This is a genomic window from Nocardiopsis baichengensis YIM 90130 (assembly GCF_000341205.1).
In the GTDB taxonomy this organism is placed as follows: Bacteria; Actinomycetota; Actinomycetes; order Streptosporangiales; family Streptosporangiaceae; genus Nocardiopsis_A; species Nocardiopsis_A halophila.
Window position 1 is genome coordinate 72,993 of record NZ_ANAS01000030.1, and the last position, 26,678, is coordinate 99,670.

Sequence of the window (26,678 nt, forward strand, 5' to 3'; positions counted from 1 at the left end):
CGCCCGGATCGTGCCGCCACCGCCGTTCCTGCCGCATTGCGGACATAATCTGTGCCACCGTGACGAGGGGAAACGGTCCCGGGGTGGGCCGGGGCCCGGCGGACCCCGGCACGGGTACGTACCCTTTGGGTGTGCCAGCCGATGCTTCCACGACCTCCGCGCCCGCGACGGCGGCGCCCCCCGCGTCCCCGACGCCGACGGGGGAGACGCGCCTCGCGCTGGTCCGCAGGGCGCGCCGGATGTACCGCGAACTCGTCCGCCTCTACCCCGACGCGCACTGCGAACTCGACTTCGAGGGGCCGCTGCAGCTCCTGGTCGCCACCGTGCTCTCGGCGCAGACCACCGACAAGCGGGTGAACGCGGTCACGCCCCGCCTGTTCGAGCGCTACCCCGGCGCCGAGGACCTGGCCGGGGCCGACGCCGGGGAAGTGGAGCAGATCCTGCGCCCGACCGGGTTCTACCGGGCCAAGGCCGCCAATGTGATCCGCCTCGCCCAGGCGCTGTGCGAGCGGCACGGCGGCGAGGTGCCCGCCGACCCCGAGGCGCTGGTGCGCCTGCCCGGCGTGGGCCGCAAGACCGCCAACGTGGTGCTCGGCAACGCCTTCGGGGTGCCGGGCATCACTGTCGACACCCACTTCGGGCGGCTCGCCCGCCGATTCGGCTGGACCGCCCAGACCGACCCGGTCCGCGCCGAGCACGAGGTCGGCGCGCTCTTCGAGCGCAAGGACTGGACCATGCTCTCGCACCGCGTCATCTGGCACGGCCGCCGGGTGTGCCACGCCCGCAAACCCGCCTGCGGCGCGTGCGGCCTGGCCCGGATGTGCCCCTCCTTCGGGGAGGGGCCGACCGACCCCGACGCCGCCCGGGCCCTGCTGCGGGACGGACCGCGCGCATGACCGACCTGAGGACCGAACGGGTCGGCGCCCCGCCGCCGGACTGGCTCTCGGCGCTGGCCGCCGCCGGGGCGCGGATGGAGGTCCCGCCGCAGCTCCGCCCGCCCGACGGCGGCGGGCGCCGCGCCGCCGTGCTCGTCCTGTTCGGCGCGGGCGCCTCCGGTCCCGAAATGCTGATGATCCAGCGCAACGACGGACTGCGCCGGCACTCCGGCCAGCCCGCCTTCCCCGGCGGCTCCTTCGAGGACGGCGACCGCACCCCCGAGGAGTGCGCGGTGCGCGAGGCCGTGGAGGAGACCGGGGTGGACCCCGCGGGCATCGACACGGTGGGCCGGCTGCCCGATCTCTACATCCGGCCCAGCGGTTTCCGGGTGGCGCCGGTGCTGGCCTGGTGGCGCGCGCCCTCCCCGGTGCACGCCGCGGACGCCGGCGAGGTGGCGCACGCCGCCGCGGTGCCCGTCGCCGAGCTGGCCGACCCGGCCAACCGGGTGCTGGTGGAGGTCGCCGGGCGCGGCTGGAGGGGCCCGGGCTTCCGCGCCGGCGGGATGCTGGTGTGGGGGTTCACCGGCGGGGTGGTCGACGCCCTGCTGCGGCTCGGCGGGTGGGAACGGCCCTGGCGCACCGCCGCCACCGAGGTCGTCACGCTCGTGCCCCCGGGTTCGGCGATACCGTAACGGGATGGAAGGCGTCGTGCTGGATGCGGTCCTGGTCGTCCTGGTGCTGCTCTTCGCAGGATCCGGCTACCGGCAAGGGTTCATCGTCGGGGTGATGAGCTTCGCCGGGTTCATCGGCGGCGGGGTCCTGGCGGCGCTGGGCGCGCCGTCGCTGATCCAGTCGGTGGTCGAGGACCCGGGGCGGCAGGCGCTGCTGGCCATCGCGGTGGTCTTCCTGTCGGCGGCGATGGGCCAGTTCGTCGCCTCCTACATCGGGGCGCTGGTGCGCAACCGGGTCACCTGGGACTCGGCCCGGGTGCTGGACGCCCTGGGCGGCGCGCTGGTCAGCGGCGCCGCGGTGCTGCTGGTCGCCTGGCTGGTGGGCAGCGCGGTGGCCAACTCCTCGCTGCCGGTGGTCACCGGGCAGGTACAGAACTCGCGGGTACTGCACCAGGTGGACGGGGTGATGCCGCCGGTCGCCGACACCTGGTTCTCCACCTTCCGCAAGATCGTCGACCAGAGCGCGTTCCCGCAGGTCTTCAGCGGGCTGGGCACCGGCGAGCCGGCCGAGGTGGAGCCCCCGGACCCGGCGGTGCTCACCACCGAGGAGCTGCGCGAGTCCAGCCAGAGCGTCGTCAAGGTGCTGGGGACCGCGCCGTCCTGCCGGCGGCGCGTGGAGGGCACCGGCTTCGCCTACGGCGGCGGGCACATCATGACCAACGCCCACGTGGTGGCGGGCGTCACCGAGGACCTGCGGGTGGTCACCCGCAACGGGCGCCAGCTCCCGGCCACGGTGGTGCTGTACGACCCGCAGCAGGACATCGCGGTGCTGGACGTGCCCGGCCTGGACCTGGAGCCGCTGGAGTTCGAGCACCAGGCGGGCAAGGGCGACGACGCCGTGGTGGCGGGCTTCCCCAAGAACAACGGCTTTACGGCGGTGCCGGCCCGGATCCGGGCCGAGCAGACCGCCCAGGGGCCCGACTTCTACCACTCCACGCAGGTGAGCCGGGAGATCTACCAGGTGCGGGCGCTGGTGCGCCCGGGCAACTCCGGCGGCCCGCTGCTGTCGCCGGAGGGGACCGTCTACGGGGTGGTGTTCGCGGCCGCCACCAACGAGGACGAGACGGGCTACGTGCTCACCGCCGACGAGGTCGCCGAGAACGCCCAGAAGGGCCTGGACGCGACCGCCCCGGTCTCCACCCAGCAGTGCGACTAGGGGCGGTGGTCACCAGGCGCCCTCGTGGTCGGAGAGGTCCTCGTCGCGCAGGCGCCGCGCGTCCCCGGCGGCCTGCCGGAGCCACTCTTCGCGTTCTGAGGACGTGGTGCACCTCGGGCACCTGTTCCGGGGCGGCCGCTCGGGCTCAGGGCGCTCTCGTGGTGGCTCGTCCACACGTCGACGGTAAGAGGAAAGGCGGCCGAAGCAGAGTGGAACTGACGGTTCTGGGAAGTGCGAGCCCCTACGCCCGCCCCGGGAACCCGTGTTCGGGGTACCTGGTGCGGCACGGCGGGTCGGCCCTGTGGATGGACGCCGGGCCGGGGACGCTGGCCGAGTTGCAGCGCCACGTGCGGCCCGATCGGCTCGACGGGGTCTGGATCTCCCACCTGCACGCCGACCACGCCGCGGACCTGCTCACCGCCTACTACGCGCTGCTCTATGCCGACCTGGAGCCCTCCGGCCCCGTCCCCCTGTACGGGCCGCCGGGGACCGCTGAGCGGCTGCGGCACTTCCTCTCCAACCAGGGGCCCAGCCGGGTCGAGGAGGCCTTCGACGTCCGGGAGCTCTACGACGGCCGCACCGACCGCGTCGGGGAGCTCGTCGTGGAGTCGCGTGCCGTCGAGCACGGCCTCCCGGCCTTCGGCGCCCGCGTCGGCACGGAGGATCCGGGCGGGGTACTGGCGTACTCGGGCGACACCGGACCCTGCCCGGCGCTGGCGGAGCTGGCCGCCGGCGCCTCGCTGTTCCTGTGCGAGGCCGACCTGGACGCCCCCTCCGACGGCGGGGCGGTGCACCTCACGCCGGAGCAGGCGGGGCGCAGCGCGCGGGAGGCGGGGGCGGGGCGGCTCCTGCTGACCCACGTCGGGCCCTCTCAGGAGCCCGGAGAGGCGGTCGCCAGGGCCGGGGAGGCCTTCGGTGGCCCGGTGGCGTATGCGGCGCCCGGAGAGGCGTTCAGCACCGGCTGAGGGCCCTCAGCCGCCCGTGCGCCTCAGCCGTCCGCGCGGTGGATCTCCACCGACTCCAGCACCACGTCCTCCACGGGCTTGTCGGCGGAGTCGGTCTCCACCTGCGAGACGGCCTCGACCACCTCCTGGCCCTCGGTCACCTCGCCGAAGATCGTGTGCCGGCCGTTCAGGTGCTCGGCCGGCGCGGTGGTGATGAAGAACTGGGAGCCGTTGGTGTCCGGCCCGGAGTTGGCCATGGCGAGCAGCCCCGGACGGTCGAACCCCAGGTCGGGGTCGATCTCGTCATCGAAGGTGTAGCCGGGGCCGCCGCTGCCGGTGCCGGTCGGGTCGCCGCCCTGGACCATGAACCCCGGGATCACCCGGTGGAACACGGTGCCGTCGTAGAAGGCGTCCCGGCCCGTCTCCGGGTTCTCCGTTCGCTCGCCTTCGGCGAGCGCGGCGAAGTTGAGCACCGTCTCCGGGGCGCTGTCCGGGAAGAAGGCGACCTCCACGCCCCCTCGGAGGTGCGCAGGGTCGCCCCCTCGACGCCGCCGGCACCGTCGGCCGAGGCCCGCACCTGGGCCCCGCACGCCGCGGAGGCGAGCAGCACGGACAGGGCGAGCGCGGCCGGGGCCGCGGCGGAACGCCTCACGCCGCGGCCTCCAGGGGCCAGCTCATCCGGACGGCGGTGCCCCCCTCCCCGGGCTCGATGCGGACCTCGTCGGCCAGGCCGACGATGACCGCGAGCCCCACGTCGGGGGAGAGGCCGGTCACCCCGCCGGGCGGTGTCGTCTCGCCCGGATAGAGGCCGGTCCCGGCGAGACCGTGGTCGGTCGCTGCCGCGTCCGGCTCCTTGGCCGGGGCACGGTCGGTGACGACCACCTCGAAGCGGCGGGCGGCGCTCGCGTGGCCGTTGGACGGGGCGGCGGCGCCGGGGGTCCGCTGTGCGGGGGCGCCGTCGACGGTGCCGTCGATGAGCTCGACCGTGATCGGACGCCCGGGGCAGTGCGCGCGGTGCGCCTCGACGGCGCGGGAGCACGCCTCCCCGACGGCGAGCCTGATCTCATCGAGGGCGGACTCGGCGATGCCCGCCCGGCGCGCGACGGCGGTGGCCATGAGGCGGGCCGTGCGCACGTGGGCGGGCAGCGCGCTGATCGTGAGCTGGACGAGAGCCATGATCTCGCTCGAAACGCAGCCGGCTACTTCGCGGCGCGTTTGTCGATGGCCTCCTGCACCGACTCATAGATGCCGAAGACCTTGGTCAGGCCCGTGATGCGGAAGATCTTGAGGATCCGCTCCTGGGTGCAGACCAGGTCGAGCGTGCCGTCGTGCGCCCGGACGCGCTTGAGGCCGCCCACGAGCACCCCGAGACCCGTCGAGTCGAGGAACTCCACCTTCTCCATGTTCACCACGAGGTGGAAGTTGCCCTTGTTGACCAGGTCGATCAGGAGCTCACGCAGCCGAGGCGCGGTATAGACGTCGATCTCACCTTCGACGACGACGATCTCCGTGTCGTCCTGGGTGTGGTGATCCAGCTTCAAGTCCACTAGTCCTCCAGCGCCGAACCGCGAAACCGCGAGTGATCTGTGCCGGGCGTTACCCCGCAGGGCGGCATTCAACCACGCTTTTCCCCCGGGTCTTCGTGCTTCCGCACGGAAAACCCGGACACCGCGCGTCTGTTCCCCCGGATGCCACACTGAAACCGGCGGCCGACGGCCGCCCGCGGGACGCGAGGGCCGCCGAGGGAGGGTGTCGGGCGTGGGACCGTGGGAATCGACACTGCGGCGATCGTGGCGTGACCATACCCGGAACCCGCAGGTGACACATGTGGAGCGGCTGGCACGTGGCGCCGGGGTAAGTGAAGACTGGCCGACATGGACACCGCCCTCCGTTCGACGACGACTCGCCGAGGCGGGCATCACGGCGCCGTGGTCGCACCAGACCGACGCCGCGGACCGGGCGCGCTCCGGTAGCAACGTGATCATAGCGACCGGCACGGCCTCGGGGAAGTCGCTGGCCTTCCTGCTGCCGGCCGCCGAGGCTGTGGCCGACGGGGGGTCGGTGCTCTACATCGCCCCCACCAAGGCGCTCGCCGCCGACCAGCTGCGGGGCGTGCGCGAGGTCGACCCGGACCTGCGCGCGGCCGTCTACGACGGCGACACCCCCGGCCAGGAGCGGTCCTGGATCCGCGCGCACGCCGACTACGTGCTCACCAACCCGGACATGCTCCACCACGCCGTGCTGCCCCGGCACGCGGCCTGGGCCGGATTCCTGCGCCGGCTGCGCTACGTCGTGGTGGACGAGGCGCACCACTACCGGGGCGTGTTCGGCTCGCACGTGGCACAGATCATCCGCCGGCTGCGGCGGGTGTGCGCGCGTTACCGGTCCGCCCCCGTGTTCATTCTCGCGTCCGCGACCACCGGCACCCCGGAGCAGAGCGCCTCCCGGCTCGTGGGGCTGCCGGTGGAGGCGGTGGTGCGGGACGGCTCGCCGCGCCCGGCCGTCGACTTCGCCCTGGTGGAGCCGGAGCTGACCGAGCTGCGCGGGGAGCGCGGCGCCCCGGTGCGGCGCACGGCCACCGCCGAGACCGCCGACACCCTGGCCGCGCTGGCGGCCCAGGGGGTGCGCACGCTCGCCTTCGTCCGGTCCCGGCAGGGCGCCGAGGCGGTCGCGCTGGCCGCGCAGCGCGCCCTGCGCGACGGCGGCCGCCCGGACCTGGCCGAGCGGATCGCCGCCTACCGCGCCGGGTACCTGGCCACCGACCGACGCTCGCTGGAGGAGCGGCTGCGCACCGGCGAGCTGCTGGGCCTGGCCACCACCAACGCCCTGGAGCTGGGGGTGGACATCACCGGGGTGGACGCGGTGCTGGTCGCGGGGTGGCCCGGCACCCGCGCCTCGCTGTGGCAGCAGGCGGGGCGGGCCGGGCGGCGCGGGGCAGACGCGCTGGCGGTGTTCATCGCCCGCGACGACCCGCTCGACACCTACCTGGTGCACCACCCCGAGTCGATCTTCGGCGCCTCGGTGGAGGCGACCGTGATCGACCCGGACAACCCCTACGTCCTGGGGCCGCACCTGTGCGCGGCCGCCGCCGAGGTCCCGCTCACCCGCCAGGACCTGGAGGTGTTCGGGCCGCGGGCCGGCGAGGCGGTGGAGGACCTGGTGCGCCGGGGCCTGCTGCGCGCGCGCCCGCGCGGGTGGTACTGGACCCGGCGGGAGCGGGCGAGCGACCTGGCCGACATCCGCGGCGCGGGCGGGGCGCCGGTGCAGATCGTGGACTCGGGGAGCGGGCAGCTGCTGGGCACCGTGGACGAGGGGGCGGCGCTGGGGACCGTGCACGAGGGCGCGGTCTACCTGCACCAGGGGCGCAGCCACCTGGTGGAGGCGCTGGACCTGGAGGACGGGGTGGCGCTGGTGCACGAGGAGGACCCCGGCTACTCCACCTGGTCGCGCGAGGTCACCGAGATCGAGGTGCGCCGCACGCTGCGCAGCACCCGCTGGGGGCCGCACACGGTGGGCTTCGGCGAGGTGCGGGTGGGGCGGCAGGTCGTCGGCTACCTCAAGCGGGACGTGCGCACCGGCACGGTCCTGGGGGAGCAGCCGCTGGACCTGCCGGAGCGGCCGCTGGACTCGCGGGCGGTCTGGTGGACGCTGGCGCCCGGGGCCGCCGAGCGGCTGCGCGCCGAGGGGGTGGAGCTGCGCGGGGCCGCGCACGCGGCCGAGCACGCCTCGATCGGCCTGCTGCCGCTGCTGGCCACCTGCGACCGCTGGGACATCGGCGGGGTGTCCACCGCCGAGCACGCCGACACCGGCCGGCTGACGGTGTTCGTCTACGACGGGCACGAGGGCGGGGCCGGGTTCGCCGAGCGCGGGTACGCGGCGGCGCGCACGTGGCTGGAGGCGACGCGCGCGGCGATCGCCGACTGCGAGTGCGCGCAGGGGTGCCCGTCGTGCATCCAGTCGCCCAAATGCGGGAACGGCAACGAGCCGTTGAGCAAGTCCGGGGCGCTGCGGCTGTTGGACGAGCTGCTGTCGGCTTCTCCACAGGGGTGTGGATCGCGGGCCGGAGCGCCGGAGGAAGCAGGGGATCGGGCCGAGATCGGACCGTGATGGGGAGCGGTGAAACCCGTGGGCACGCGCCTGCGGGGGCGGTCCCGCGGGAGTTTTCCACACCGTAATTCACAGCCTGTGGGTAATTCGGTGCGGTTCTCCACAGGCGGGGGATTTCCCATTCCGAGCGGGGGCGCCGAGCCCCACGATGGGCCCCACAGGCGCGGTCCCGCCAGGTGGCCGCGCGAGGCCCGCTCTTTGGAGGTCCACCGTGACCGCAATCCGCGGCGGCCCCGTCCGTGCCGCCATCGCGTGTTCGCCTCCCGTTCTCCCACGGTCCCACCCGTTCCGGCCGCCGCTTCTTCCCGCGGGGAGGACGGAGGCCTCCTCCGCCCCGGAGGGGGCCAAGGAGGGGGCCAACAGGACGGGGCGCGACGGCGGAATGTCCACGGCCGAGTACGCCATCGGAACCGTTTCCGCGGTGGCGTTCGCCGCCGTTCTCTATGCAATTCTGACCAGTTCCGAAGTCCGCGAGACCCTGACCCGGATCGTCGTCGATGCGCTGCAGTCCGTGGGCTGAGCGCCGCCGCCGGCCCCGTGCGGACGGCGGCGCGGACGGCGGTACGGCCACCGCCGAGACGGCGGCGGCCCTGCCCGCCCTGGCCCTGGTGCTGGCCGTGGCCCTGGCGGCGGTCAACGCCGTCGCCACCCACCTGGCCTGCGTGGACGCCGCCCGGGCCGGGGCGAGGGCCCTGGCCCGGGGCGAGGCCGAGTCGGCCGTCCTGGAGGCGGCCGCGCGCGCCGCACCGGAGGAGGCGCAGACGCGCGCCACCCGCTCCGGAGGCGAGGTCCGGGTGGAGGTTTCGGCCCCGATCCGCATCATGCCCGGAATGCCCGCACCGGTGCGCGCGGTGGCCACCGCGGCCACACCCGTGGAACCGGGAGCACCGCCATGAGCCCTTGCCCCGGACGCGCCTTGGGCCCGCCCACCGGCACCGGACGCCGCCCGGGGGCGGACACCGGCTCGGGCACGGTCTGGACGGTGGCGGCCTGTGCGCTGGTGTGGACGGCGGCCGCCGCCGCGGTGGCCGTGGGCGGCGCCCGCGTCGACCGGCACCACGCCGGGGCCGCCGCCGACCTGGCGGCCCTGGCCGCGGCCGACCGGGCCGCCGAGGGGCCGGACCGGGCCTGCGCGGCGGCGTCCCGCACCGCCGGGGCGAACGGCGCCCGAATCGAGTCCTGCACGGCCGAAGGCCTGGAGGTCACGGTCGAGGTGTCCGTCCCGGTCCGCACCTGGCCCGTCCGCGCCCACGCCGAATCCCGAGCGGGCCCAGTGAGCACGGAACCCCCATGAGCGAACGACCGGCCACCGGTCAGGGCCGACCACCAGAGGGCGCCGGTACACCGTGAGGCGGAGGACCTTCCCCGGACGGCGGGCACCTAGCCGTCCTGCCCCCGTCAGCGGCGGGAGCCGACCCCTCCGGGGCACGGTCCGCGATCGATCCCGGCGCCGATCGACCGAGCCGGCCGTGCGCAAGTCGCGGTGCGGTCCTCCCGGCGCTCCCTCTTCAAGGGGCCCGTGTCGGACGGGGACACGCCAGGCGGGGGCGGTACCGGCGTCCCCGCACGGGCGCGGCCGACCCGCACGGGCGCGGCCGACTGGCCAGCGCGGGGAAGGAGCGGGCAACGACGCCCGTTCACCGCGTCTCACCGGTCCATCGGAGCCCTCGGTACGACCGCAAGCACTGCCGTCGCTCGAGACGGCTCCTGACGCCCCGTCCACAGCGGCGCGCTGGAAGAGATGGGCCCGTGCCGTGGCCGAAGGAAGATCGGTCACCCGGTCCACGGCCGCACGGTCCCGAGGCGCTCCGCAGATGTGCCGCCCCGCATACGTCTCCGGGCCTCCCTACCGATGGGCCCTGCGGGGCCGACGGCGGAACCCGTAAGGCACCCGGCCTGGCTCTTTGGGCCGAGCCGGGACAGCGACCACCCCAAGGAGTCATCATGGGCGCCCATTCACGGCCTCCGGTACGTCCCCCGTCCCCTCGACCGCTCCTGCCGCCCCGTCCGCTCGTTCGGGCCGTCGTCCTCGCGATCGGGGTCCTCCTCCTGTGCGGCGGAGCGTCCGCGGCCGAGGTGCTGCGGGAACCGACCCCGGCACCGACACCCGCGCCGACGCTGACCTCGCGTCCCGAACCGTTCCCCGACGAGACGGGCGAGACCCGCAGTCCCCTGCCCACCCGGTCGCCGATCGACATCCCACCCGGCCCGTTCCCGGTCCCCGGCCCCGTGGTGCCCCCGGTCCCTGCACCGCCTGCCCCTCCCGACGCGCCGTCGGTGCCGAGCGAAGACACCGCGGACTCCTCCGAGGAGCGAAATCCGGCCCCGAGCACGGACCCGTCCCCGGCGGCCGCCCCCTCGGCGTCCCCGAGCCCGTCCGTCTCCCCCTCGCCCGAACCGAGCGCTGCCGCCTCTACGGCCTCCACGTCCGAGGGCCCTCCTCCGGGCCCCGAACCGCCCGCCGGCCTCGACGCGACCGGCGAGCCCGACATCGCGTTCGGCTACGCTCCACCCGATCCGGTGTCCGACGGACGACCGCTCGGCACGGCCGCGGCCTGGCTGCTCCCGATCCTGGCCTTGGTCGCACTGGCGCTCCGCCTGAGCGTGGGCTGGCCCCGATTCCCGCCCCGCTACCGGGGCCGCCGCCGCGTCGGCGGCGACGTCGACCCTTTCGACCCAGGGGAAGCACGCCGACTCCGCAGCCGAGGCCGATCGCAGTCGTGAGCTCGGTCCGGCGGGGATCGGAATCGGCGGTCGAGGGTGGTGGATCCACCACCCTCGACCGTCCGGGGCGGCCCCGGAAGGGGATCAGGGGCCCGTGAGGTCGCCGACCAGGGCGGCCACCAGGGGGACCACCCCGATCAGCACGAACGCCGGGAGGAAGCACAGGCCGAGCGGGGCGACCACCAGCACCGCCGTGCGCTGGGTGCGGGCCAGGGCGCGTCCGTGGGCCGCGCGCCGTGCCTCGGCCGCGTGGTGTGCCACCAGGTCGCCGACGGGTGCGCCGGTCTCGGCGGCGCGGGCGAGCGTCCGCCCCAGCGCCGCCAGCTCGGGCGGCCCGTCCACCGCCTGCCACGCACGGTCGGGGGAGGCCCCGAGCCGCTGACGCTCGGCCACCTCGGCCAGGGCCCCGCCCAACGGCCCGCCGACCGACCGGGACAGCGCCTCCAGCACCTGTCCGGGTTCCCCGCCCGCGCGCACGCCCGCCGCCAGCAGGTCGAGGGCGAGCGGCAGCCCGGCGGCGATCCTGGCCCGGCGTTCCCGTCCCCGGCCTCCGGCCACCCGCCGCAGCCCCAGCCACAGGGCCGCGCCCAGGGGCGCGCCGACGAGCAGGGCGATTCCGGGGCCGCCGACCGCCGCGAGGGCGAGGACGGGAGCACCCGCCACGGCGGCGGCGCCCAGGCGGCCCACACCGCGGTCCTCCGTCGCGGGCCCGTGTGCCGTCCCGTCCGAGGAACGGCGTCCGGACCGCGCCAACTGGGCGTCGAGCCTCAGTCGGCCCGGGGACGGCCCCGGGAACAGGAGCAGCCGGGCGGCGCAGGCCCCGAAGACGACCACGGCCGCGGCGAGCAGGGCGTTCATCGTGCCTCCAGAGCGGCGGCGGCGTTGCGCACCATCCGGTCGGTCCACCACAGGCCCAGCGCCTCCAGGGCCAGCCCCGCCGCCAGGCAGGCCAGCCCGACAGGGGTGGTGAACAGGAACGCGACGGGTCCCGCTCCCATCGCCGCCGACAGCCCCAGCCCTGCCGCGGGAAGGATCGCCAGCAGGACCGCGGTGGTGCGCGGCCCGGCCAGCTGCGCGGAGAGTTCACGGCGCCGCTCCTCCTCCTGCGCGAGAGAATCGGCCAGCCGCTCACAGACCTCGGCCAGTCCGGCCCCGGAGCGGGAGGCCACCGCCCAGCAGGCGGCCAGGTGCACCAGCCCTGCCATCCCGGGTGCGTCGCCGGCCCGTCGAAGGGCCGCGGACGGGTCGGCCCCGCTCCGTGCGGCGGCGGCCACGGGCGCCAGGGCGGTGGCGCCCGCCTCCACGGCCTCGGCCGCCGAACGCTCCAGTGCCGCCGACGGCGGGAGACCGGCGCGCAGCTCTGAGGGGAACGCCCGGCAGAGGGCGATGGCCGCCTCCCGGCCCTGCGTGTGCGCACGGCCCACCACGCGGTCGAACCGCGCGCGGACGAGCCCCGCGAGCACGGCGCCCGGCGCGCGCGGCCCGTCATCGGCGCCGCCGAGCACGGCCCGCAGCCGCACACGTCCCGGCGGGGGGAGTGCGGCGGCCGCGACGGCCCCTGCGCTCCCCATGAGCAGCATCCACATCCCGGCTGATGTCAGATCGTTCATGCGCACCTCCGCCCTGCATCACCGAAAGCCGAACGTGGGGCCGTCCGAAAAGGGAGGGCGGGGATCGCGTCCCGTCCTCCCCGGAGCGACCGGGCGCTGCGGCCGAAGCCGGCGGTCGCCGACGGCCCGCCCCCGTGACCGGGCCCCGTGCCGGACTGCCTTCGACGACTGCAGGCGGCCCCCCGCTGCGGACGCAGGCTCCGGAGGCCGGGGGAACGGCGGTCTTCGGCGGCCGCCGTTCGCAGGTGGGGCCGTGGTGTCCGGTGGCGTGTCGTTTTCGTCCAGGGGGCCGGCGGGCGGGACAGGCCGCTTTTCGGTGAGGGCCCGCCGCAGGGGATGGCCGGACCTGCGCTCCCCGTTCTCTGGGGGCGATGCGTTCGTTGAGGTCCGGGAAGGCAATGGCCACGGCCGGGCCCGGCCGTCGGTGGACGGGCTTTGACCGCCGAATACGGGTCCCGCGCGTTCGCGCGTGGGGGACGTGTCGTTCATGGTCGTCCTCGGCGCCAATCCGTGCCGACGCGATCGGCGAGGTCGGGGAAGGCCTCGGCCTCGGTCGGAGGGCCTCCCGCCGGGACGACCACGGCCGGGACGGCCCGCACCAGGCCCGTGCCGTCCCGCCGCAGGACGCACACCTGCGCCGGCCGCCGGGCCCCGTCGCCGCCGCGCACCATGTGCACGACGACGGCCCTCGTCGCCGCGAGCTGGCTGTGGGCCGCCTCCCGGGACAGTCCCGCCGCACATGCCAGGGCCTCGATCCGGGCGGGCAGCTCGTCCGCGGCGTTGGCGTGCACCGTGCCCGAACCGCCCTCATGGCCGGTGTTCAGCGCCGCCAGAAGGGACACCACCTCGGCCCCGCGCACCTCGCCCACCACCAGGCGGTCCGGGCGCATCCGCAGGGCTTGGCGCACCAGCTGCGGCAGGTCCACCTCGCCGGTGCCCTCGATGTTCGGCGGCCGGGCCTGCAGCCGGACCACGTGCGGGTGGCGCGGCCGCAGCTCCGCCGAGTCCTCCACCAGCACCAGCCGCTCGGCCGGCCCCGCCAGCGACAGCAGCGCCGAGAGCAGCGTCGTCTTCCCCGTCCCCGTCCCGCCGGTCAGCAGCAGGGCGACCCGCGCCTGCACCAGCGCCTCCAGTAGCCGCACCGCGGGCGGCGCCAGCGCCCCCCGATCCGCCAGCTCGGCCAGGTCCATGCCGCCGCGCGGCGGCAGCCGCAGCGACAGGCAGGCCCCCTCCGGCGCCACCGGCGGCAGCACCGCGTGCAGCCGGGCACCGGACGGGAGCCGGGCATCGCACCAGGGCGCCGCCGCGTCCAGCCGCCGCCCCGCCTGCGCCGCCAGCCGCCGGGCCAGCGCCCGCACCTCCTCCTCGCCGCCGAAGCGAACCCGGGCGGCGCGGTGCAACCCCTCCGGCCCGTCCACCCACACCTCCTCCGGGCCGTTCACCAGGATGTCGGTGACCTCCGGGTCGGCCAGCAGCGGTTCCAGCGGCCCCGCCCCGCACAGCTCGGCGCTCAGCGCGCGCACCACCGCCAGCAGTTCGGCGTCGCCCAGTACCGCCCCCTCGGCGCGCACCGCGGCCGCCACCCGCGCCGGTGAGGGCGCCGCCCCGTCCCGGACCAGCCGCGCCCGCACCGCCTCGAGCAGGGACGTGGCCGGGCCCGCCGCGGGGCTCACCCCGCCACCGGGGCGCGCAGCGCCCCCAGCAGCCGGTCGGCCGCCCGCCCCAGCGCCGAGGCGCCGTCGGCCCCCGGGAGGTCGCCGCGGTCCAGGCCCCGCCGCAGGCGCGGGTCGTCGGGCACGTCCCCCAGCAGGTCCAGGCCGAGCGCCGAGGCGACCGCCGTGCCCGGCAGGTCGGTCCCTGCGCCCCGGGTCACCAGGTGCAGAACCGAGCTGTGCGTGCGCATCCGCGGCACCAGCCGGTAGGCCGCCATCACCGAGCAGAAGTCGGCGGGCACCACCACCAGCACGGCGGTGCACCGGCGCAGCGCCTCCGCCGCCCCCGGGCCGGGCGCGCGCGGGGCGTCGACCACGACCAGGTCGCCGCCGAGGGCCGCCGCGCCCAGCACCGACCGCAGCGCCGGTGCCGGGACCTCTTCGGCCGGCCCCCGGGACCAGGTCACCAGCGGGCACCCGCGGACCCGCGGCAGCACCCCGCTCAGCGCGGGCCAGCTCATCCGCCCCTCGCGGGTCAGCAGGTCCTCCCACCGGGTGCCGCCCGGCCGGTCCTGGCCGCAGACCAGGTCCAGCCCCGGGCCGAGCGGGTCGGCGTCGACGAGCGCGGTGCGCAGCCCCGCCCGCACCCCCGCCATGGCCAGCGCCACGGCGAGCACGCTCGCCCCGGCGCCGCCCCGGCCGCCGACCGCGGCCACCACCGGGCAGGGGCCGGGCCGTTCCCGGCCGGCGTCGGCGAGCAGGTCGGTCAGCCGGGCCTCGTCGCCGGGCAGGTGCAGCAGCGCGCGCACGCCCAGGCGCAGGGCGTCCGGCTCGGGCGGCGGGGCGCCGGAGGGGCGTGGGCCCACGGCGGCCAGGGCGTGCGGATGCGGCGGGGGCTCCAGGTCGGCGAGGGCGGCGAGCAGGTCGCCGCCGACGACGACCAGCGGGGCGCGCGCCCAGTCGCGCAGCGCCGCGCCGGCCGAGGAGGCGACGTGCACCTCGATGGAGGCCGCGGCGGCCAGCCGCAGCAGGTCGTCGAGCAGGGCGGGGTCGTCGGTGGCCAGCAGGGGGCGGGGACGGTCCATGCCCCCGACGATGGCGCGGCGGCAGCGGCCGCGGTAGGTCCGTCGCCGTGCCTGTGGACGGCCGGGGCGGCGGTTCGGAAGCAGGCGCCCGGACCGGTGGGAGCCGATACGGCCGGGGCGAGGGCGCACACCCGCCCTCGAGGCACGTCCCCCGGTCGCGATGGGCCCGGTCGAGTTCGCAGACGACTTCTGAAAACCTCAGAACCGAGCTCTTCGAGTGCCGAGGGCGGTGCTCGGGGCGGCCGATGTCCCTGTGCAGCTCGGGAGCGGATTCTTCTGTGTCCCGTCAAGGAGGCCGCGTTGAGGCACCGGTTGCTCCGCCGGGCCAAGAAGCGTGATGCGGCCCGGCGGGCCGGTGGGCCGGTTCCTCCTTCTTGCCGTTGATCTCGGGGAAGTCGGGGTAATACCCGCCGGTATTCCCCCGACTTCCCCGAGATCAACGGGGGGGTCGGTGCGGGCGGCCGGGGCCCGGAGGGTTCCACCACGCCAGCGGACACGACCCGGGGACCGCCCCGGAAAAGGCGACGGCCCCCGCCGGGGGGATGGCGGGGGCCGTCTCTCGGTCCGGCTCCGGGGGGGTAGAGCCGGCTCCGTTCCTGGAGAGGTTCGGATACGTGCGTCTCCGGCACCGAGCGGAGGTCGAGGGGTGCGGGTTCCGCGCCGACGGACGCCGACGGGCGCGGGTACCGCCGTACCGTGCGCCGCGACGGGAAGGGGGAGGCCCGTGGTCTCTGCGCGCTCGGCCGAGGTAACAGATCTGATACGCAACGTTACCACGGGGGAGTGTGCGGCGGGGGTGCCGGACCGTTCCACCCCCTTTTCAAAACGCCTGATCAGGCGTACAACGGAATCAGGAGGTGGGCACGGACCCACCGGGCGGGGCACCCGGGTACCCACGCGTCACCAAGCCGCGAGAGGCCCGTCCGCACCGGGATACGTCCTGGTCGGAGCTGAGATATGCACGCTTGATAGCCCGGGTTGACCCGCCCTCGGCGGCGTCTCGGCCGCCCCTTCGCAGAGGGGGCCGGGGCGCCGCTCACCGCGTACGGGTTGTGATGGAAAAGAGACGTGCCCGCCCCCGCTCCGTCCCGCTTCAGCCCCGCTTCAGCGCCTCGCAGGTGGCCAGCGAGTCCCGGGCGCCGTCGGCGATCGCCGCGCAGCAGTGCAGCACCCACGTGCGCACGCCCTCCGGGGTCCCGGTGAGGTAGGCGCGCAGCCCCGCGGTGTACTCCTCGCGGCGCTGCAGGTGCCCCAGCTCCGGCGCCGCCAGCGACTTGGGGTCCAGCCCCCGCTCGATCAGCACCAGCCGCTCGGCCGCCCGCGCCACCACACCGTCGCCCCACCCGAACGGGCGCAGCGCCATCAGCTCGCCGTGCACGACCGCCGACACCACCGGCGCGGGCGCCGAGGAGCGCCGCTCCAGCAGTGCGCCGAGCGCCTCCAGCCGGACCTCGACCTCGATCGGCGCGGGCGGGGCGCCCAGCCCCGCGGGGTCCTCCGCCTGCTCGGCGGCGGACCGCGGCCGTCCCAGGCGGTCGGCGCCGGCGCCGTCGGCCGCGGCGAGGGTGTGCAGCCGCGCCAGCGCCTGCCGCGGCGCCTTCGGCCAGGTCTCCACCAGCTGACCCAGCTCGCCGGAGACCCGCAGCGCCCCCTTGACGCGGGGGTCGTCGGCCTCGCCGGAGCGCACCTGCTCCAGGGGCGCCTCCGCGCCGTCGAGCACCGCCGAGGCATGCGCCCCGCGCAGCGCCGACTCCAGGGACACGTCCGCGCTGCGCCGCCGCAGCACCCGGTGGCCGAGCAGCCGGTCCACCACGGTGCGCGCCTCGGCGACCGCCTCGTCGACGCCGGGGAGTTCCGCGATCCGGGCGAGCGGATCGGTCGTTGCCGCATTCACGCCGTCCACACTACTCGGGCGGCTACGCGGCGGTAACCGGCCGTTCGGCGTGCCGCCGCGACCGCTACGCGCCGGTAACCGACCGCCCGCCGTTTTCGCACCTGCGCGCCCTTGTGATGGGCGGCACCCGATTGATGGAGTGGTCCGCGCCACGTGATTCAGTACATAAGGCAAGCAGGCCTACGACGCACGAAGGAGCTGTAACGGTGGCTGAGACTCCCCAGGGGCACGAGACGCTGTCCAACCTGCTTCACGAGTCACGTCGGTTCGCGCCGCCGGAGGACCTCGCCGCCGCGGCCAATGTGACGGCCGACGCCTTCGCCGAGGCGGACGCCGACCGCCTCGCCTTCTGGGAGAAGCAGGCCGGGCGGCTGCAATGGGAGCAGCGCTGGGACCGGGTCCTGGACTGGGACCCCCCGTTCGCCGAGTGGTTCACCGGCGGCACCATCAACGCCGCCGTGAACTGCCTGGACCGGCACGTGGACGCCGGGCGCGGCGACAAGGTCGCCTACCACTGGGAGGGCGAGCCCGGCGACACCCGCACCATCACCTACGCCGAACTCACGGACATGGTCTGCCAGGCCGCCAACGCCCTGGTGGAGCTGGGCGTGCAGAAGGGCGACCGGGTGGCCGTCTACATGCCGATGATCCCCGAGACCGTGGTGGCCATGCTGGCCTGCGCCCGCATCGGCGCGGTGCACATGGTCGTCTTCGGCGGCTTCTCGGTGGACGCCCTGGGCACCCGGCTCGACGACAGCGCGGCCAAGGTCGTCGTCACCGCCGACGGCGGCTACCGCCGGGGCAAGCCGAGCTCCCTCAAGCCCGCGGTGGACGAGGCCGTCCAGGGCCGCCCGGCGGTCGAGCACGTGCTGGTGGTGCGCCGCACCGGCCAGGACGTCGACTGGACCGAGGGCCGGGACGTGTGGTGGCACGACATCGTCGACCGCCAGTCCACCGAGCACACCGCCGAGGGGCACGACGCCGAGCACCCGCTGTACATCATGTACACCAGCGGCACCACGGCCAAGCCCAAGGGCATCCTCCACACCACCGGCGGATACCTCACCCAGGTCTCCTACACGCACTGGGCGGTGTTCGACCTCAAGCCCGAGACCGACGTCTTCTGGACGGCCGCCGACATCGGCTGGGTCACCGGCCACTCCTACATCGTCTACGGCCCCCTCTCCAACGGCGCCACCTCGGTCATGTACGAGGGCACCCCGGACACCCCGCACAAGGGCCGCTTCTGGGAGATCGTGGAGAAGTACGGGGTGACCATCGCCTACATGGCCCCCACCGCCATCCGCACCTTCATGAAGTGGGGCGAGGACATCCCCGCGGGCTTCGACCTGTCGAGCCTGCGCGTCCTGGGCTCGGTGGGCGAGCCCATCAACCCCGAGGCCTACACCTGGTACCGCAAGAACATCGGCGGCGACCGCACCCCCGTGGTCGACACCTGGTGGCAGACCGAGACCGGCGCCATCATGGTCAGCCCGCTGCCCGGCGTGCACTCCGGCAAGCCCGGCGCCGCCATGCGCCCCCTGCCCGGCATCGCCGCCGACGTCGTGGACGAGAAGGGCGAGTCGGTCCCGCCCGGCGGCGGCGGGTACATCGTGGTGCGCGAGCCCTGGCCCTCGATGCTGCGCGGCATCTGGGGCGACCCCGAGCGCTACAAGGACACCTACTGGTCGCGCTTCGACGGGCTCTACTTCCCCGGCGACGGCGCCAAGCGCGACGAGGACGGCGACATCTGGCTGCTGGGCCGCGTGGACGACGTCATGCTCGTCTCCGGCCACAACATCTCCACCACCGAGGTGGAGTCGGCCCTGGTGGCCCACCCCAAGGTCGCCGAGTCCGCCGTGGTCGGCGCCAACGACCCGACCACCGGCCAGGCCATCGTGGCCTTCGTCATCCTGCGCGGCGAGGCCGGCGACGGCGGCGACGATCTGGTCAAGGAGCTGCGCGAGCACGTCGCCGCCTCCCTGGGCCCGATCGCCAAGCCGCGCCAGATCATGGTCGTGCCCGAGCTGCCCAAGACCCGGTCCGGCAAGATCATGCGCCGCCTGCTCCGCGACGTCGCCGAGAACCGGGAGCTGGGCGACGTGTCCACGCTCACCGACGCCGGCTCGATGGAGAAGATCCGCACCGCGTTCGGGGCGGCCTCCGGCGACGACGAGTGAGCCGTGGTCCCGTCCTCGCGTGAGAGGCGCACCCCTCGGAGAGGACGACACGGCGGCCCCGGAAGCACGCGCTTCCGGGGCCGCCGCCCTTTTCGCAGGGCCGGGCGCGGGGAGCACCGGCCGGGAGCGGTGCGCCGACGGCCCGAGACCGCGGACCGGCTCGTCCGATACGCTCCGCAGGCACGCCGAACAGCGTGCCGAGGGGAACCCCCGACGTGGCGAATGTGCAAGGATGCGAGAAGCGTTCGACGGAATGAAGGGAGACGCCGCGATGCCCGAGAACCCGTCGAGTGGCCAGGGGGCCGAGGAGTTCGACGCCGCCGACCGGTCGCTCGGGGAGCTCGTCTCCGAGGCGAGCGGGAACATCTCCCGGCTCGTCCGCCTCGAACTGGAGCTGGCCAAGCTCGAACTGGCGCAGAGCGCCAAGCAGGCCGGCAAGGGCTCGGCGATGTTCGTCGTCGCCGCGGTGCTGCTGCACCTGTTCCTGATCCTGTTCTCCGTGACGGCCGGCCTCTTCCTCTATGACGTCGCCGGGCTGTCCGCCTGGGTCTCCTTCCTCATCGTCACCCTCTTCTACCTGCTCGTCGCGGCGGCCTTCATCGGCGTCGGCGTGATCCAGTTGCGCAGGATCAAGGGCTTGGAGCGGTTCGGGAGCACCATGTCGACCACCGTGGCGGTGCTCCAGGGCGAGCGCCCGGCCGACCGCTGACCCGCGCCCGCCCGGACGCAGGCGCGCCCATGCCCCGCGACGCGCCCGCCCCCGACGACTCCGCCGCCCTGGTCGATGGTCTCTGGAAGCACCGGACCGTCAGTGCGGCGGGCACCCGGTTCCACGTCGCCGAGGCCGGCGACGGCCCGCTCGTGCTGCTGCTGCACGGCTTCCCCGGCTTCTGGTGGTCCTGGCAGGCCCAGATCGGTGCCCTGGCCGACGCCGGGTACCGCGCCGTCGCCGTGGACCTGCGCGGCTGCGGCGCCAGTGACAAGCCCCCGCGCGGCTACGACCTGGTCACCGCCGCCTCCGACGCGGCCGGCCTGGTGCGCGCCCTGGGCGAGCCGGACGCCGCCGTCGCCGGGCACGGCACCGGAGGCCTGGTCGCCTGGACGATGGCGGCCTACTACCCCTGGTCGGTCCGGCGCCTCGCGGCCGTCTCGGCCCCGCACCCCCTCCAGCTCCGCGCCGCCCTGCTGGGGCGGCCGGCGCAGACGTGGGCGGCCCGTCGGCTCTTCGGCGACCAGCTGCCCATGGTCCCCGAGCGCGCGCTGCTCGCCGACGGCGCCGTCCGCGTGGGCGAGATGCTCCGCGAGTGGTCGGCGGCCCCCGGCTGGCCGGACCGGGAGACCGAGCGCAGGTGCAAGGAGGCCTTCAGGATCCCCGGGGTCGCCCACTGCACGATGGAGTACCACCGCTGGCTGTTCCGCTCTCAGGTGCGCCCCGACGGGTACCGGTACAGGCGCAGGATGCGCCGTCCAGCGAACGTGCCGACCCTTCAGCTCCACGGCGACCGCGACCCGTTCATACTGCCCTCGACCGCACGCGGGTCGGGCCGCTATGTGGACGCTCCGTACCGGTGGCGGCTGGTGGAGGGCGCCGGACACTTCCCGCACCAAGAACGCCCGGAGGCCGTCACGAACGCGCTCCTGCGGTGGCTCTGGGACACCGAGCCCGACGCCTGATGGCGGACACGGCACAATCGGGGGAGAGGACGAACGGAGCCCGCACGCGATACGCACGCGACGAGCGTGCGGCACGGGATCCGGGAGACGAGACGGCACGGGCACGGGCCACGCGGGGGAGGGGCGACGCAATGGCGGAGAACGCGGAGCACACACAGCACACACACCACACTGGGCACGAGGAGCACATGGGAGGCCCCGAACGCGCCGACGCGGAACGGGACCGCAACCCGGAGGGGCGAGCCCAGAACCAGCGCCCCCGCGACCGGTTCGGCCGGCCGCTGCCCTACGGCTCTCCCGGGGTTCCGCGGGTCCCCGACGACGCCGTCTTCGCCCCCGATGAAGGGCTGGACGAGGCCCAGTCGCTGCTGGAAGACGGATACGCCTTCCACGCGCACGAGGTCCTGGAAGCCGTCTGGAAGGGCACGCAGGGCCACGAGCGCGAACTGTGGCGCGGCCTGGCGCAGATCGCGGTCGGCCTGACGCACGCCCAGCGGGGCAACCGGGTCGGTGCGGCACGGCTGCTGCGTCGCGGCGCCGAACGGGTGGAGGAGTTCGGCCCCGAGGCGCCCTCCGGCGTCGACGCCCTGGGCGCGGCGGCCCACGCGCGTTCGGTGGCCGACACCGTTGAGGCGGGGCACACGGGCGAGATCGACACCGCCAGGCTGCGTCTCCGCCGCTGAACCCGCCCGCCCGGCTCCCGGGCCGCGGCGGCCTTTCGGGCCCCTCCCCGGGGCCCTCTCTCCCCCGAGGGGCCTCCACGCCTGTGACCGGTGCGTCTCCTGTGACGCGTGGGACGCATGCCGCCTATCCGCCCTGCCGAGTATTTCCTCCACATTTCCTGCGGCTAATCCATTATTGCCGATAATAGTGGGCAACGTCGACCATAAAGGGAAATACGGTGCCTGTGAGATCACCGAGCGATCACATATCCGGCCCCAATGCAAGAAGGGTCGGCCCGGCCCTCACTTTTCACCGCTCCGGTGCGTAGAATCCCCGAACATCGTGCCCGCTGGCACCAGCGGCACCGATGACCGAAGAATACGTGCAGTACGTGGTGGTGGCACCCGCATGACCCTGCTCTGCGCGTCGCTCACGGCGCGCACCCTTGCGGGGCCGTACGTGCCCGTCTCTAGGAGGACGGATTGTCTGGGCTCAGCAGCCTCGCCGTTGACAGCGGCCCGGCGCTCGCCCTGGACGGCATGAATTTCACGCTCGTCGTCGTGGTCCTGGTGGTGGCGCTGCTCGCGCTCGCCGTCGCCGGGGCCCTGGTGCGTGAGGTTCTCAACGCCGGACAGGGAACCGAGCGGATGCAGAACATCGCACTCGCGGTGCAAGAGGGTGCGGCGGCGTATCTCAAACGCCAGTTCCGCACCCTCGTCGTTTTCATCATCGTCATTCCCCTGCTCCTTCTCCTCCTGCCCGCCGACAGCGAGGCGGTCAGGTACGGGCGCTCGGTCTTCTTCGCGATAGGCGCGGTCTTCTCGGCACTGACCGGATTCATCGGGATGTGGCTCGCGGTGCGCGGCAACGTGCGCGTGGCCGCGGCCGCCCGGGAAGGGGGCCAGGCCGGCGAGCACCGGGCCATGCGCATCGCCTTCCGCACCGGCGGTGTCGCGGGCATGTTCACCGTGGGGCTGGGGCTGCTCGGCGCCGCGATCGTGGTGCTGGCCTACCGCGGCGACGCGCCCATCGTCCTGGAGGGCTTCGGGTTCGGCGCCGCGCTGCTCGCCATGTTCATGCGTGTCGGCGGCGGCATCTTCACCAAGGCGGCCGACGTCGGCGCCGACCTGGTCGGCAAGGTCGAGCAGGGCATCCCCGAGGACGACCCCCGCAACGCCGCCACCATCGCCGACAACGTGGGCGACAACGTCGGCGACTGCGCGGGCATGGCCGCCGACCTGTTCGAGTCGTACGCGGTGGTCCTGGTGGCCTCGCTCATCCTGGGCCGCGTCGCCTTCGGCGTGGAAGGGCTGGTCTTCCCCCTGCTCGTGCCGATGATCGGCGTCATCACCGCCGTGATCGGCATCTTCGTCACCGCCCCGCGCGCGCGGGACAAGAACGCCATGTCGGCCATCAACCGCGGGTTCTTCATCTCCGCCGTCATCTCGGCGCTGCTGGTGGCCGTGACCTCCTACGCCTACCTGCCCTCCAGCTTCTCGGAGCTGCAGGGGGTCGACGAGGCCACCGCCGCCCTCGACGGCGACCCGCGGCTGATCGCGTTCGGCTCGGTCCTGGTGGGACTGCTGCTGGCGGCCGCCATCCAGCTGCTCACCGGCTACTTCACCGAGACCACCATGCGGCCGGTCAAGGAGATCGGGGAGAGCTCGGAGACCGGCGCCGCCACGGTCATCCTGTCCGGCATCTCCGTCGGCCTGGAGTCGGCGGTCTACTCGGCCCTGCTCATCGCCGGCGCGGTGTACGCGGCCTTCCTCATCGGCGGGGTCTCGGTCACCGTCAGCCTGTTCGCCGTCGCCCTGGCCGGCACCGGACTGCTCACCACGGTCGGCGTGATCGTGGCCATGGACACCTTCGGCCCGGTCTCCGACAACGCCCAGGGCATCGCGGAGATGTCGGGCGACGTCGAGGGGCGCGGCGCCGAAGCCCTCACCAGCCTGGACGCGGTCGGCAACACGACCAAGGCGATCACCAAGGGCATCGCGATCGCCACCGCGGTGCTCGCGGCGACCGCCCTGTTCGGGGCGTTCCGCACGTCGGTGGAGGGGGCGCTCGGCGACGCGGCCGACACCTTCAGCCTCTCCATCGACCAGCCCAACGTCCTGGTCGGCGTCATCATCGGCGCCGCGGTGGTGTTCCTCTTCTCCGGCCTGGCCATCATGGCGGTGGGCCGCGCCGCCGGCCGCGTGGTGATGGAGGTGCGCGAGCAGTTCCGCACCCGCCCGGGGATCATGGATGGCACCGAGAAGCCGGAGTACGCGCGGGTCGTCGACATCTGCACCCGGGACTCGCTGCGGGAGCTGGTCACCCCCGGCCTGCTGGCGGTCCTCACCCCGATCGCGGTCGGGTTCGCCCTCGGGTACGCCCCGCTGGGCGCGTTCCTCGGCGGGGCGATCGCGGCCGGTGCGCTCATGGCCGTGTTCCTGGCCAACTCCGGTGGCGCGTGGGACAACGCCAAGAAGCTGGTCGAGGACGGCCACCACGGAGGCAAGGGCTCGGAGGCGCACGAGGCCACCGTTATCGGCGACACGGTCGGCGACCCCTTCAAGGACACCGCCGGCCCGGCGATCAACCCGCTGCTGAAGGTGATGAACCTGGTGGCGCTGATCATCGCGCCGAGCGTGGTGCTCTACGCCGACGACATCGCGCTGCGGGCGGGCGCGACCGTGCTGGCGGTCGGTGTCATCGCCGGGGCCATCATCTGGTCGAAGCGCCGCGGCAGCACCGAGGCCCCCGCGCAGCAGATCCCTGCCGCGCGTGAGGAGGCGCCGGCCTCCGACGACACGGGCTCCGAGCGCGCGGTCGGCTCCGCCTCCGACGACGGGAAGACGGACGGGGCGGAAGCGCGCGACGAGGGAGACGAGGGCGACGGCGACAAGCAGCCCGTCACCGACGGGACCGCTAAGGACTGATCCCGCAGTCCGCCACTCCCGAGGCCGCCCGGACCCTGTCCGGGCGGCCTCCGCCGTGTTCGGGGCCGACCGGGGCGCTCGGCGGCGCCGTTCCCGGGGAGCGGCGGGATCCGGCGCAGGACGCCGGGGGTGCCTCCGCCCTCGCCGTCACCACGCATGCGCCCGTCCTGAACGCCGGGAATGGACAGTGAAAGCGCGTACGCTCCCCCCTCGAACCCCGACACACGACCTTGAGCAACACGACCAAGGAGCGACATGTCCGTCCTCGACGTCCCGATCGACGCACTCACCGGTGGCCCCGCCGACCTGGCCGGGTACCGCGGCAAGGCCGTGCTGATCGTGAACGTGGCCTCCAAGTGCGGCCTGACCCCGCAGTACACCGCCCTGGAGGAACTCCAGGGCCGCTACGGCCCGCGAGGCTTCACCGTCGTGGGCGTGCCCTGCAACCAGTTCATGGGCCAGGAGCCCGGCAGCGCCGAAGAGATCGCGGAGTTCTGCTCGGCCACCTACGGCGTCACCTTCCCCATGACCGAGAAGGTCGACGTGAACGGTGAAGGGCGGCACCCGCTGTACGCCGGGCTCGTCGACACCGCCGACGCCGAGGGCCACAGCGGCGACATCCGCTGGAACTTCGAGAAGTTCCTCGTGGCCCCCGACGGCAGGGTCGCCGCGCGCTTCTCCCCGCAGACCGCGCCGGACGACGACCAGGTGACCGGTGCGATCGAGGCGGTCCTCCCCGGATGACCGGGCAGTGGTGGAGCAGGTGAAGCAACGGCGTGGGGAGGGTCCCGGTACCGGCCGGGGCCCTCCCCTCCCTCTCTCCCAGGTTCGTCAGGCGGAACCGTTCTGTGCCGTGTCCTTGCGGCGGGCCGACCCGACCGTGAGGCGGTCGAGGATGGCCGCGCCTGCCAGGACGAGGAGGGCGTAGTTCGTCTGCTCGAAGTAGTGCATGAGGACGCCCGCGACGAGCACGGTGGCGGCGCCGACGACGATGCGGTGCGCGCTTCCCTGGGAGGCGCAGAGGACCAGGAAGGAGAGGAGCGCAAGGACCGCGAGGTCCGGTCGGCCGGAGAGGGCCGCGAAGAGCATGCCGCCGGCGAGGACACCGGCACCGACGAGGGCGCGGACGTCGGTGGTGGGAAGGGAAGCGGGGGCGATGGGGGGCATGGGGGAGTCCTTCTCGGTCGGTCCCGGTGTCGGGGGGGCTCGCCGTGGTGCCGCGCCGGCCGGTGGATCCGGTGGGGTTCGCCGTCCCGCCGCGCCGACCGATGACGATGATTCCGTGAGGGGCCCAGGCCGCGGCAGACGGAGAAGTCACCGGTGCGAGCTGACCGAAGCCACGGGGCGGGGGGTGACGAACATCAGCACAAGGCTCCATAGGCTGGGACGAGACGAGCCGGCCGCAGGGGACCGTACGGCGCGGTCCGGTCCGCGGCGGTCCGGTCGGTGGGTCCGCGGTGACACTGAGGAGGGCACGTGACCGGGATGAAGGGCCTCGCCGTGGTGCTGGGGGCCATGCTCGGCTTCATGGCGGTGATGGCCGTCGTGGCGACCATGGTGGCGCCATGACGGGAACGCTGGTGATCGTTCGCCATGCCAAGGCGGAGAACGGAGACGGCGACGACCATGCGCGGCGCCTGACAGGGAAGGGCCGGGCTCAGGCCCAGGCGGCGGGAAGGCTGCTGGCCGAGTCGGGGATCGTGCCGGATCAGGTGATCTGCTCGACCGCGGCCCGGACCCGGGAGACGCTGGAGCTCGCTCTGGAGCAGATGCCGGGACGGCCGTCGGTCGATTACGAGGACGCGGCGTACGGGGCGGACGACCATACGCTCTTCGACCTCCTCAACCTGGTCCCCAAGGACGTGGGGACGGTGATGCTGGTCGGGCACAACCCGGCGGTGGCACAGATGGCGTCGTCGTTCGTCGACACGCAGGTGCACGGTGGGTACGTCGCCTTCCCGCCGGCGAGCGTCGCGGTGGTCGGCATGGAGGTCGAGTGGCTCTACGCGGCACCGGGTACGGGGAGCGGACGTCTCCTCACCGCGTAGGCGGCGCCCTCCAGGAGGGGATCCGGACGCGGCGCGTCCGGATGCCGGACCGGGAGCCCCTGCGTGGACGGGCTTCCCGCCCGCGACCGTGCCGGGACGGAGCAGCGACGAAGCAGCGGTGGAGCGAGTCCACCAGTGCGTTTGCCATCGGGTCGATCCGTCCCTATAGTGGATCGAGTCGCCCTGAGCCGGGCCCACGGGTTCAGGTTCGGGCGGCGGTCTTCTCTCGGTCGAAGCGAACACCGGACAACGGTGGGCGTGACCGCATCCTCCCGGACACGGAACACTTGGTTCTGAGCACCGGCGAACCGATGGCATACTAGATCACGTGCCTGAAGCGCGCCCTTTCTCGGAACCGGGGAAACCCTCCGGAACGGGTGAGTCAGGGAAAACCGGAACAACCCGCCG

24 protein-coding genes and 1 pseudogene are annotated in these 26,678 nt (G+C 74.5%); 15 read left to right on the forward strand and 10 right to left on the reverse strand.

The features are described 5' to 3' along the window. The first annotated feature begins 239 nt into the window (after positions 1 to 239). The 3 genes from nth to C892_RS0121620 are packed head-to-tail and all read left to right on the forward strand — an operon-like array spanning position 240 to position 2,762. Positions 240 to 896 (forward strand): endonuclease III, encoded by a 657-nt coding sequence (gene nth / locus C892_RS0121610; protein WP_017558883.1) that lies wholly within the window; start codon positions 240 to 242, stop codon positions 894 to 896. Beyond that, the gene (locus tag C892_RS0121615; protein ID WP_017558884.1) at positions 893 to 1,567 is read left to right on the forward strand and encodes an NUDIX hydrolase; all 675 of its coding nucleotides are present in this window, start codon (positions 893 to 895) and stop codon (positions 1,565 to 1,567) included. Before nth ends, C892_RS0121615 begins: the two co-directional genes overlap by 4 nt. A gap of 16 nt (positions 1,568 to 1,583) precedes the next feature. After that, positions 1,584 to 2,762, forward strand: coding sequence for a MarP family serine protease (locus C892_RS0121620; protein ID WP_026124544.1), 1,179 nt, complete (start codon positions 1,584 to 1,586; stop codon positions 2,760 to 2,762). Between the two features lie 9 nt (positions 2,763 to 2,771). Here the strand turns inward: C892_RS0121620 and C892_RS31900 are convergent, their stop codons facing one another. Next, positions 2,772 to 2,936 carry a hypothetical protein gene (locus C892_RS31900; RefSeq protein ID WP_193374799.1) on the reverse strand — a complete coding sequence of 55 codons (165 nt, stop codon included), beginning with the start codon at positions 2,934 to 2,936 and terminating at the stop codon, positions 2,772 to 2,774. 35 nt (positions 2,937 to 2,971) lie between these two features. Here C892_RS31900 and C892_RS0121625 point away from each other — a divergent pair, with 35 nt between their 5' ends. Then, entirely contained in the window at positions 2,972 to 3,727 is a 756-nt protein-coding gene (locus C892_RS0121625) for an MBL fold metallo-hydrolase (protein ID WP_017558886.1), read from the forward strand. A 23-nt stretch (positions 3,728 to 3,750) separates the two neighbouring features. On the opposite strand, the pseudogene C892_RS29380 reads toward C892_RS0121625, so the two are convergent. The 3 genes and pseudogenes from C892_RS29380 to C892_RS0121640 form a co-directional block, all read right to left on the reverse strand. Continuing rightward, a pseudogene (locus C892_RS29380) lies at positions 3,751 to 4,358 on the reverse strand (peptidylprolyl isomerase). Then, positions 4,355 to 4,882 carry an ATP-binding protein gene (locus C892_RS0121635; RefSeq protein ID WP_017558888.1) on the reverse strand — a complete coding sequence of 176 codons (528 nt, stop codon included), beginning with the start codon at positions 4,880 to 4,882 and terminating at the stop codon, positions 4,355 to 4,357. The pseudogene C892_RS29380 and the gene C892_RS0121635 overlap by 4 nt, the downstream one beginning before the upstream one ends. A gap of 23 nt (positions 4,883 to 4,905) precedes the next feature. Then, a complete protein-coding gene (locus C892_RS0121640) occupies positions 4,906 to 5,253 on the reverse strand; it encodes an STAS domain-containing protein (RefSeq protein ID WP_017539480.1) in 348 nt (115 codons plus the stop codon). A gap of 211 nt (positions 5,254 to 5,464) precedes the next feature. Between C892_RS0121640 and C892_RS0121645 the strand changes: the two genes are divergently transcribed. The 4 genes from C892_RS0121645 to C892_RS0121660 all read left to right on the forward strand — a co-directional run bounded on the left by C892_RS0121645 (position 5,465) and on the right by C892_RS0121660 (position 9,107). Next, positions 5,465 to 7,813 carry a DNA 3'-5' helicase SftH gene (locus C892_RS0121645; protein ID WP_394296682.1) on the forward strand — a complete coding sequence of 783 codons (2,349 nt, stop codon included), beginning with the start codon at positions 5,465 to 5,467 and terminating at the stop codon, positions 7,811 to 7,813. Positions 7,814 to 8,195: 382 nt separating this feature from the next. Continuing rightward, positions 8,196 to 8,333, forward strand: coding sequence for a DUF4244 domain-containing protein (locus C892_RS32375; RefSeq protein WP_017558890.1), 138 nt, complete (start codon positions 8,196 to 8,198; stop codon positions 8,331 to 8,333). After that, positions 8,311 to 8,709 carry a TadE family type IV pilus minor pilin gene (locus C892_RS0121655; RefSeq protein WP_017558891.1) on the forward strand — a complete coding sequence of 133 codons (399 nt, stop codon included), beginning with the start codon at positions 8,311 to 8,313 and terminating at the stop codon, positions 8,707 to 8,709. Before C892_RS32375 ends, C892_RS0121655 begins: the two co-directional genes overlap by 23 nt. Further along, positions 8,706 to 9,107 (forward strand): Rv3654c family TadE-like protein, encoded by a 402-nt coding sequence (locus tag C892_RS0121660; RefSeq protein WP_026124545.1) that lies wholly within the window; start codon positions 8,706 to 8,708, stop codon positions 9,105 to 9,107. The genes C892_RS0121655 and C892_RS0121660 overlap by 4 nt, the downstream gene beginning before the upstream one ends. Before the next feature lie 1,514 nt (positions 9,108 to 10,621). On the opposite strand, the gene C892_RS0121665 is transcribed toward C892_RS0121660, so the two are convergent. From C892_RS0121665 to C892_RS0121685, 5 genes are all read right to left on the reverse strand, one after another. After that, positions 10,622 to 11,395 carry a type II secretion system F family protein gene (locus tag C892_RS0121665; protein ID WP_017558893.1) on the reverse strand — a complete coding sequence of 258 codons (774 nt, stop codon included), beginning with the start codon at positions 11,393 to 11,395 and terminating at the stop codon, positions 10,622 to 10,624. After that, a complete protein-coding gene (locus C892_RS0121670; protein ID WP_239647478.1) occupies positions 11,392 to 12,147 on the reverse strand; it encodes a type II secretion system F family protein in 756 nt (251 codons plus the stop codon). Before C892_RS0121670 ends, C892_RS0121665 begins: the two co-directional genes overlap by 4 nt. Positions 12,148 to 12,632: 485 nt before the next feature. Continuing rightward, complete coding sequence (locus C892_RS0121675; protein ID WP_017558895.1) at positions 12,633 to 13,820, reverse strand: TadA family conjugal transfer-associated ATPase; 1,188 nt, start codon at positions 13,818 to 13,820, stop codon at positions 12,633 to 12,635. Further along, entirely contained in the window at positions 13,817 to 14,884 is a 1,068-nt protein-coding gene (gene ssd, locus C892_RS0121680) for a septum site-determining protein Ssd (RefSeq protein ID WP_017558896.1), read from the reverse strand. Before ssd ends, C892_RS0121675 begins: the two co-directional genes overlap by 4 nt. Positions 14,885 to 15,977: 1,093 nt before the next feature. Next, positions 15,978 to 16,787: a Fic family protein gene (locus tag C892_RS0121685; protein WP_017558897.1), complete on the reverse strand. Its 810-nt coding sequence runs from the start codon at positions 16,785 to 16,787 to the stop codon at positions 15,978 to 15,980. A 197-nt stretch (positions 16,788 to 16,984) separates the two neighbouring features. Here C892_RS0121685 and acs point away from each other — a divergent pair, with 197 nt between their 5' ends. The 6 genes from acs (at position 16,985) to C892_RS0121715 (ending at position 24,966) form a co-directional block, all read left to right on the forward strand. Further along, entirely contained in the window at positions 16,985 to 18,958 is a 1,974-nt protein-coding gene (gene acs / locus C892_RS0121690) for an acetate--CoA ligase (protein ID WP_017558898.1), read from the forward strand. Between the two features lie 271 nt (positions 18,959 to 19,229). Then, positions 19,230 to 19,667, forward strand: coding sequence for a phage holin family protein (locus C892_RS0121695; RefSeq protein WP_039820541.1), 438 nt, complete (start codon positions 19,230 to 19,232; stop codon positions 19,665 to 19,667). A 29-nt stretch (positions 19,668 to 19,696) separates the two neighbouring features. After that, positions 19,697 to 20,632, forward strand: a complete 936-nt coding sequence (locus tag C892_RS0121700; RefSeq protein WP_017558899.1) for an alpha/beta fold hydrolase — start codon at positions 19,697 to 19,699, stop codon at positions 20,630 to 20,632. Between the two features lie 188 nt (positions 20,633 to 20,820). Continuing rightward, on the forward strand, positions 20,821 to 21,315 hold the full coding sequence (locus tag C892_RS0121705) for a DUF309 domain-containing protein (RefSeq protein ID WP_017558900.1): 495 nt from the start codon (positions 20,821 to 20,823) through the stop codon (positions 21,313 to 21,315). A gap of 462 nt (positions 21,316 to 21,777) precedes the next feature. Further along, positions 21,778 to 24,222 (forward strand): sodium-translocating pyrophosphatase, encoded by a 2,445-nt coding sequence (locus C892_RS0121710; protein ID WP_017558901.1) that lies wholly within the window; start codon positions 21,778 to 21,780, stop codon positions 24,220 to 24,222. Positions 24,223 to 24,477: 255 nt separating this feature from the next. Continuing rightward, a complete protein-coding gene (locus C892_RS0121715; protein WP_017558902.1) occupies positions 24,478 to 24,966 on the forward strand; it encodes a glutathione peroxidase in 489 nt (162 codons plus the stop codon). Between the two features lie 87 nt (positions 24,967 to 25,053). Here the strand turns inward: C892_RS0121715 and C892_RS0121720 are convergent, their stop codons facing one another. Then, entirely contained in the window at positions 25,054 to 25,389 is a 336-nt protein-coding gene (locus C892_RS0121720; protein ID WP_017558903.1) for a hypothetical protein, read from the reverse strand. Positions 25,390 to 25,787: 398 nt separating this feature from the next. On the opposite strand from C892_RS0121720, the gene C892_RS0121730 reads away from it, so the two are divergent. After that, entirely contained in the window at positions 25,788 to 26,270 is a 483-nt protein-coding gene (locus tag C892_RS0121730; protein WP_026124546.1) for a SixA phosphatase family protein, read from the forward strand. The last annotated feature ends 408 nt before the right edge of the window (positions 26,271 to 26,678 follow it).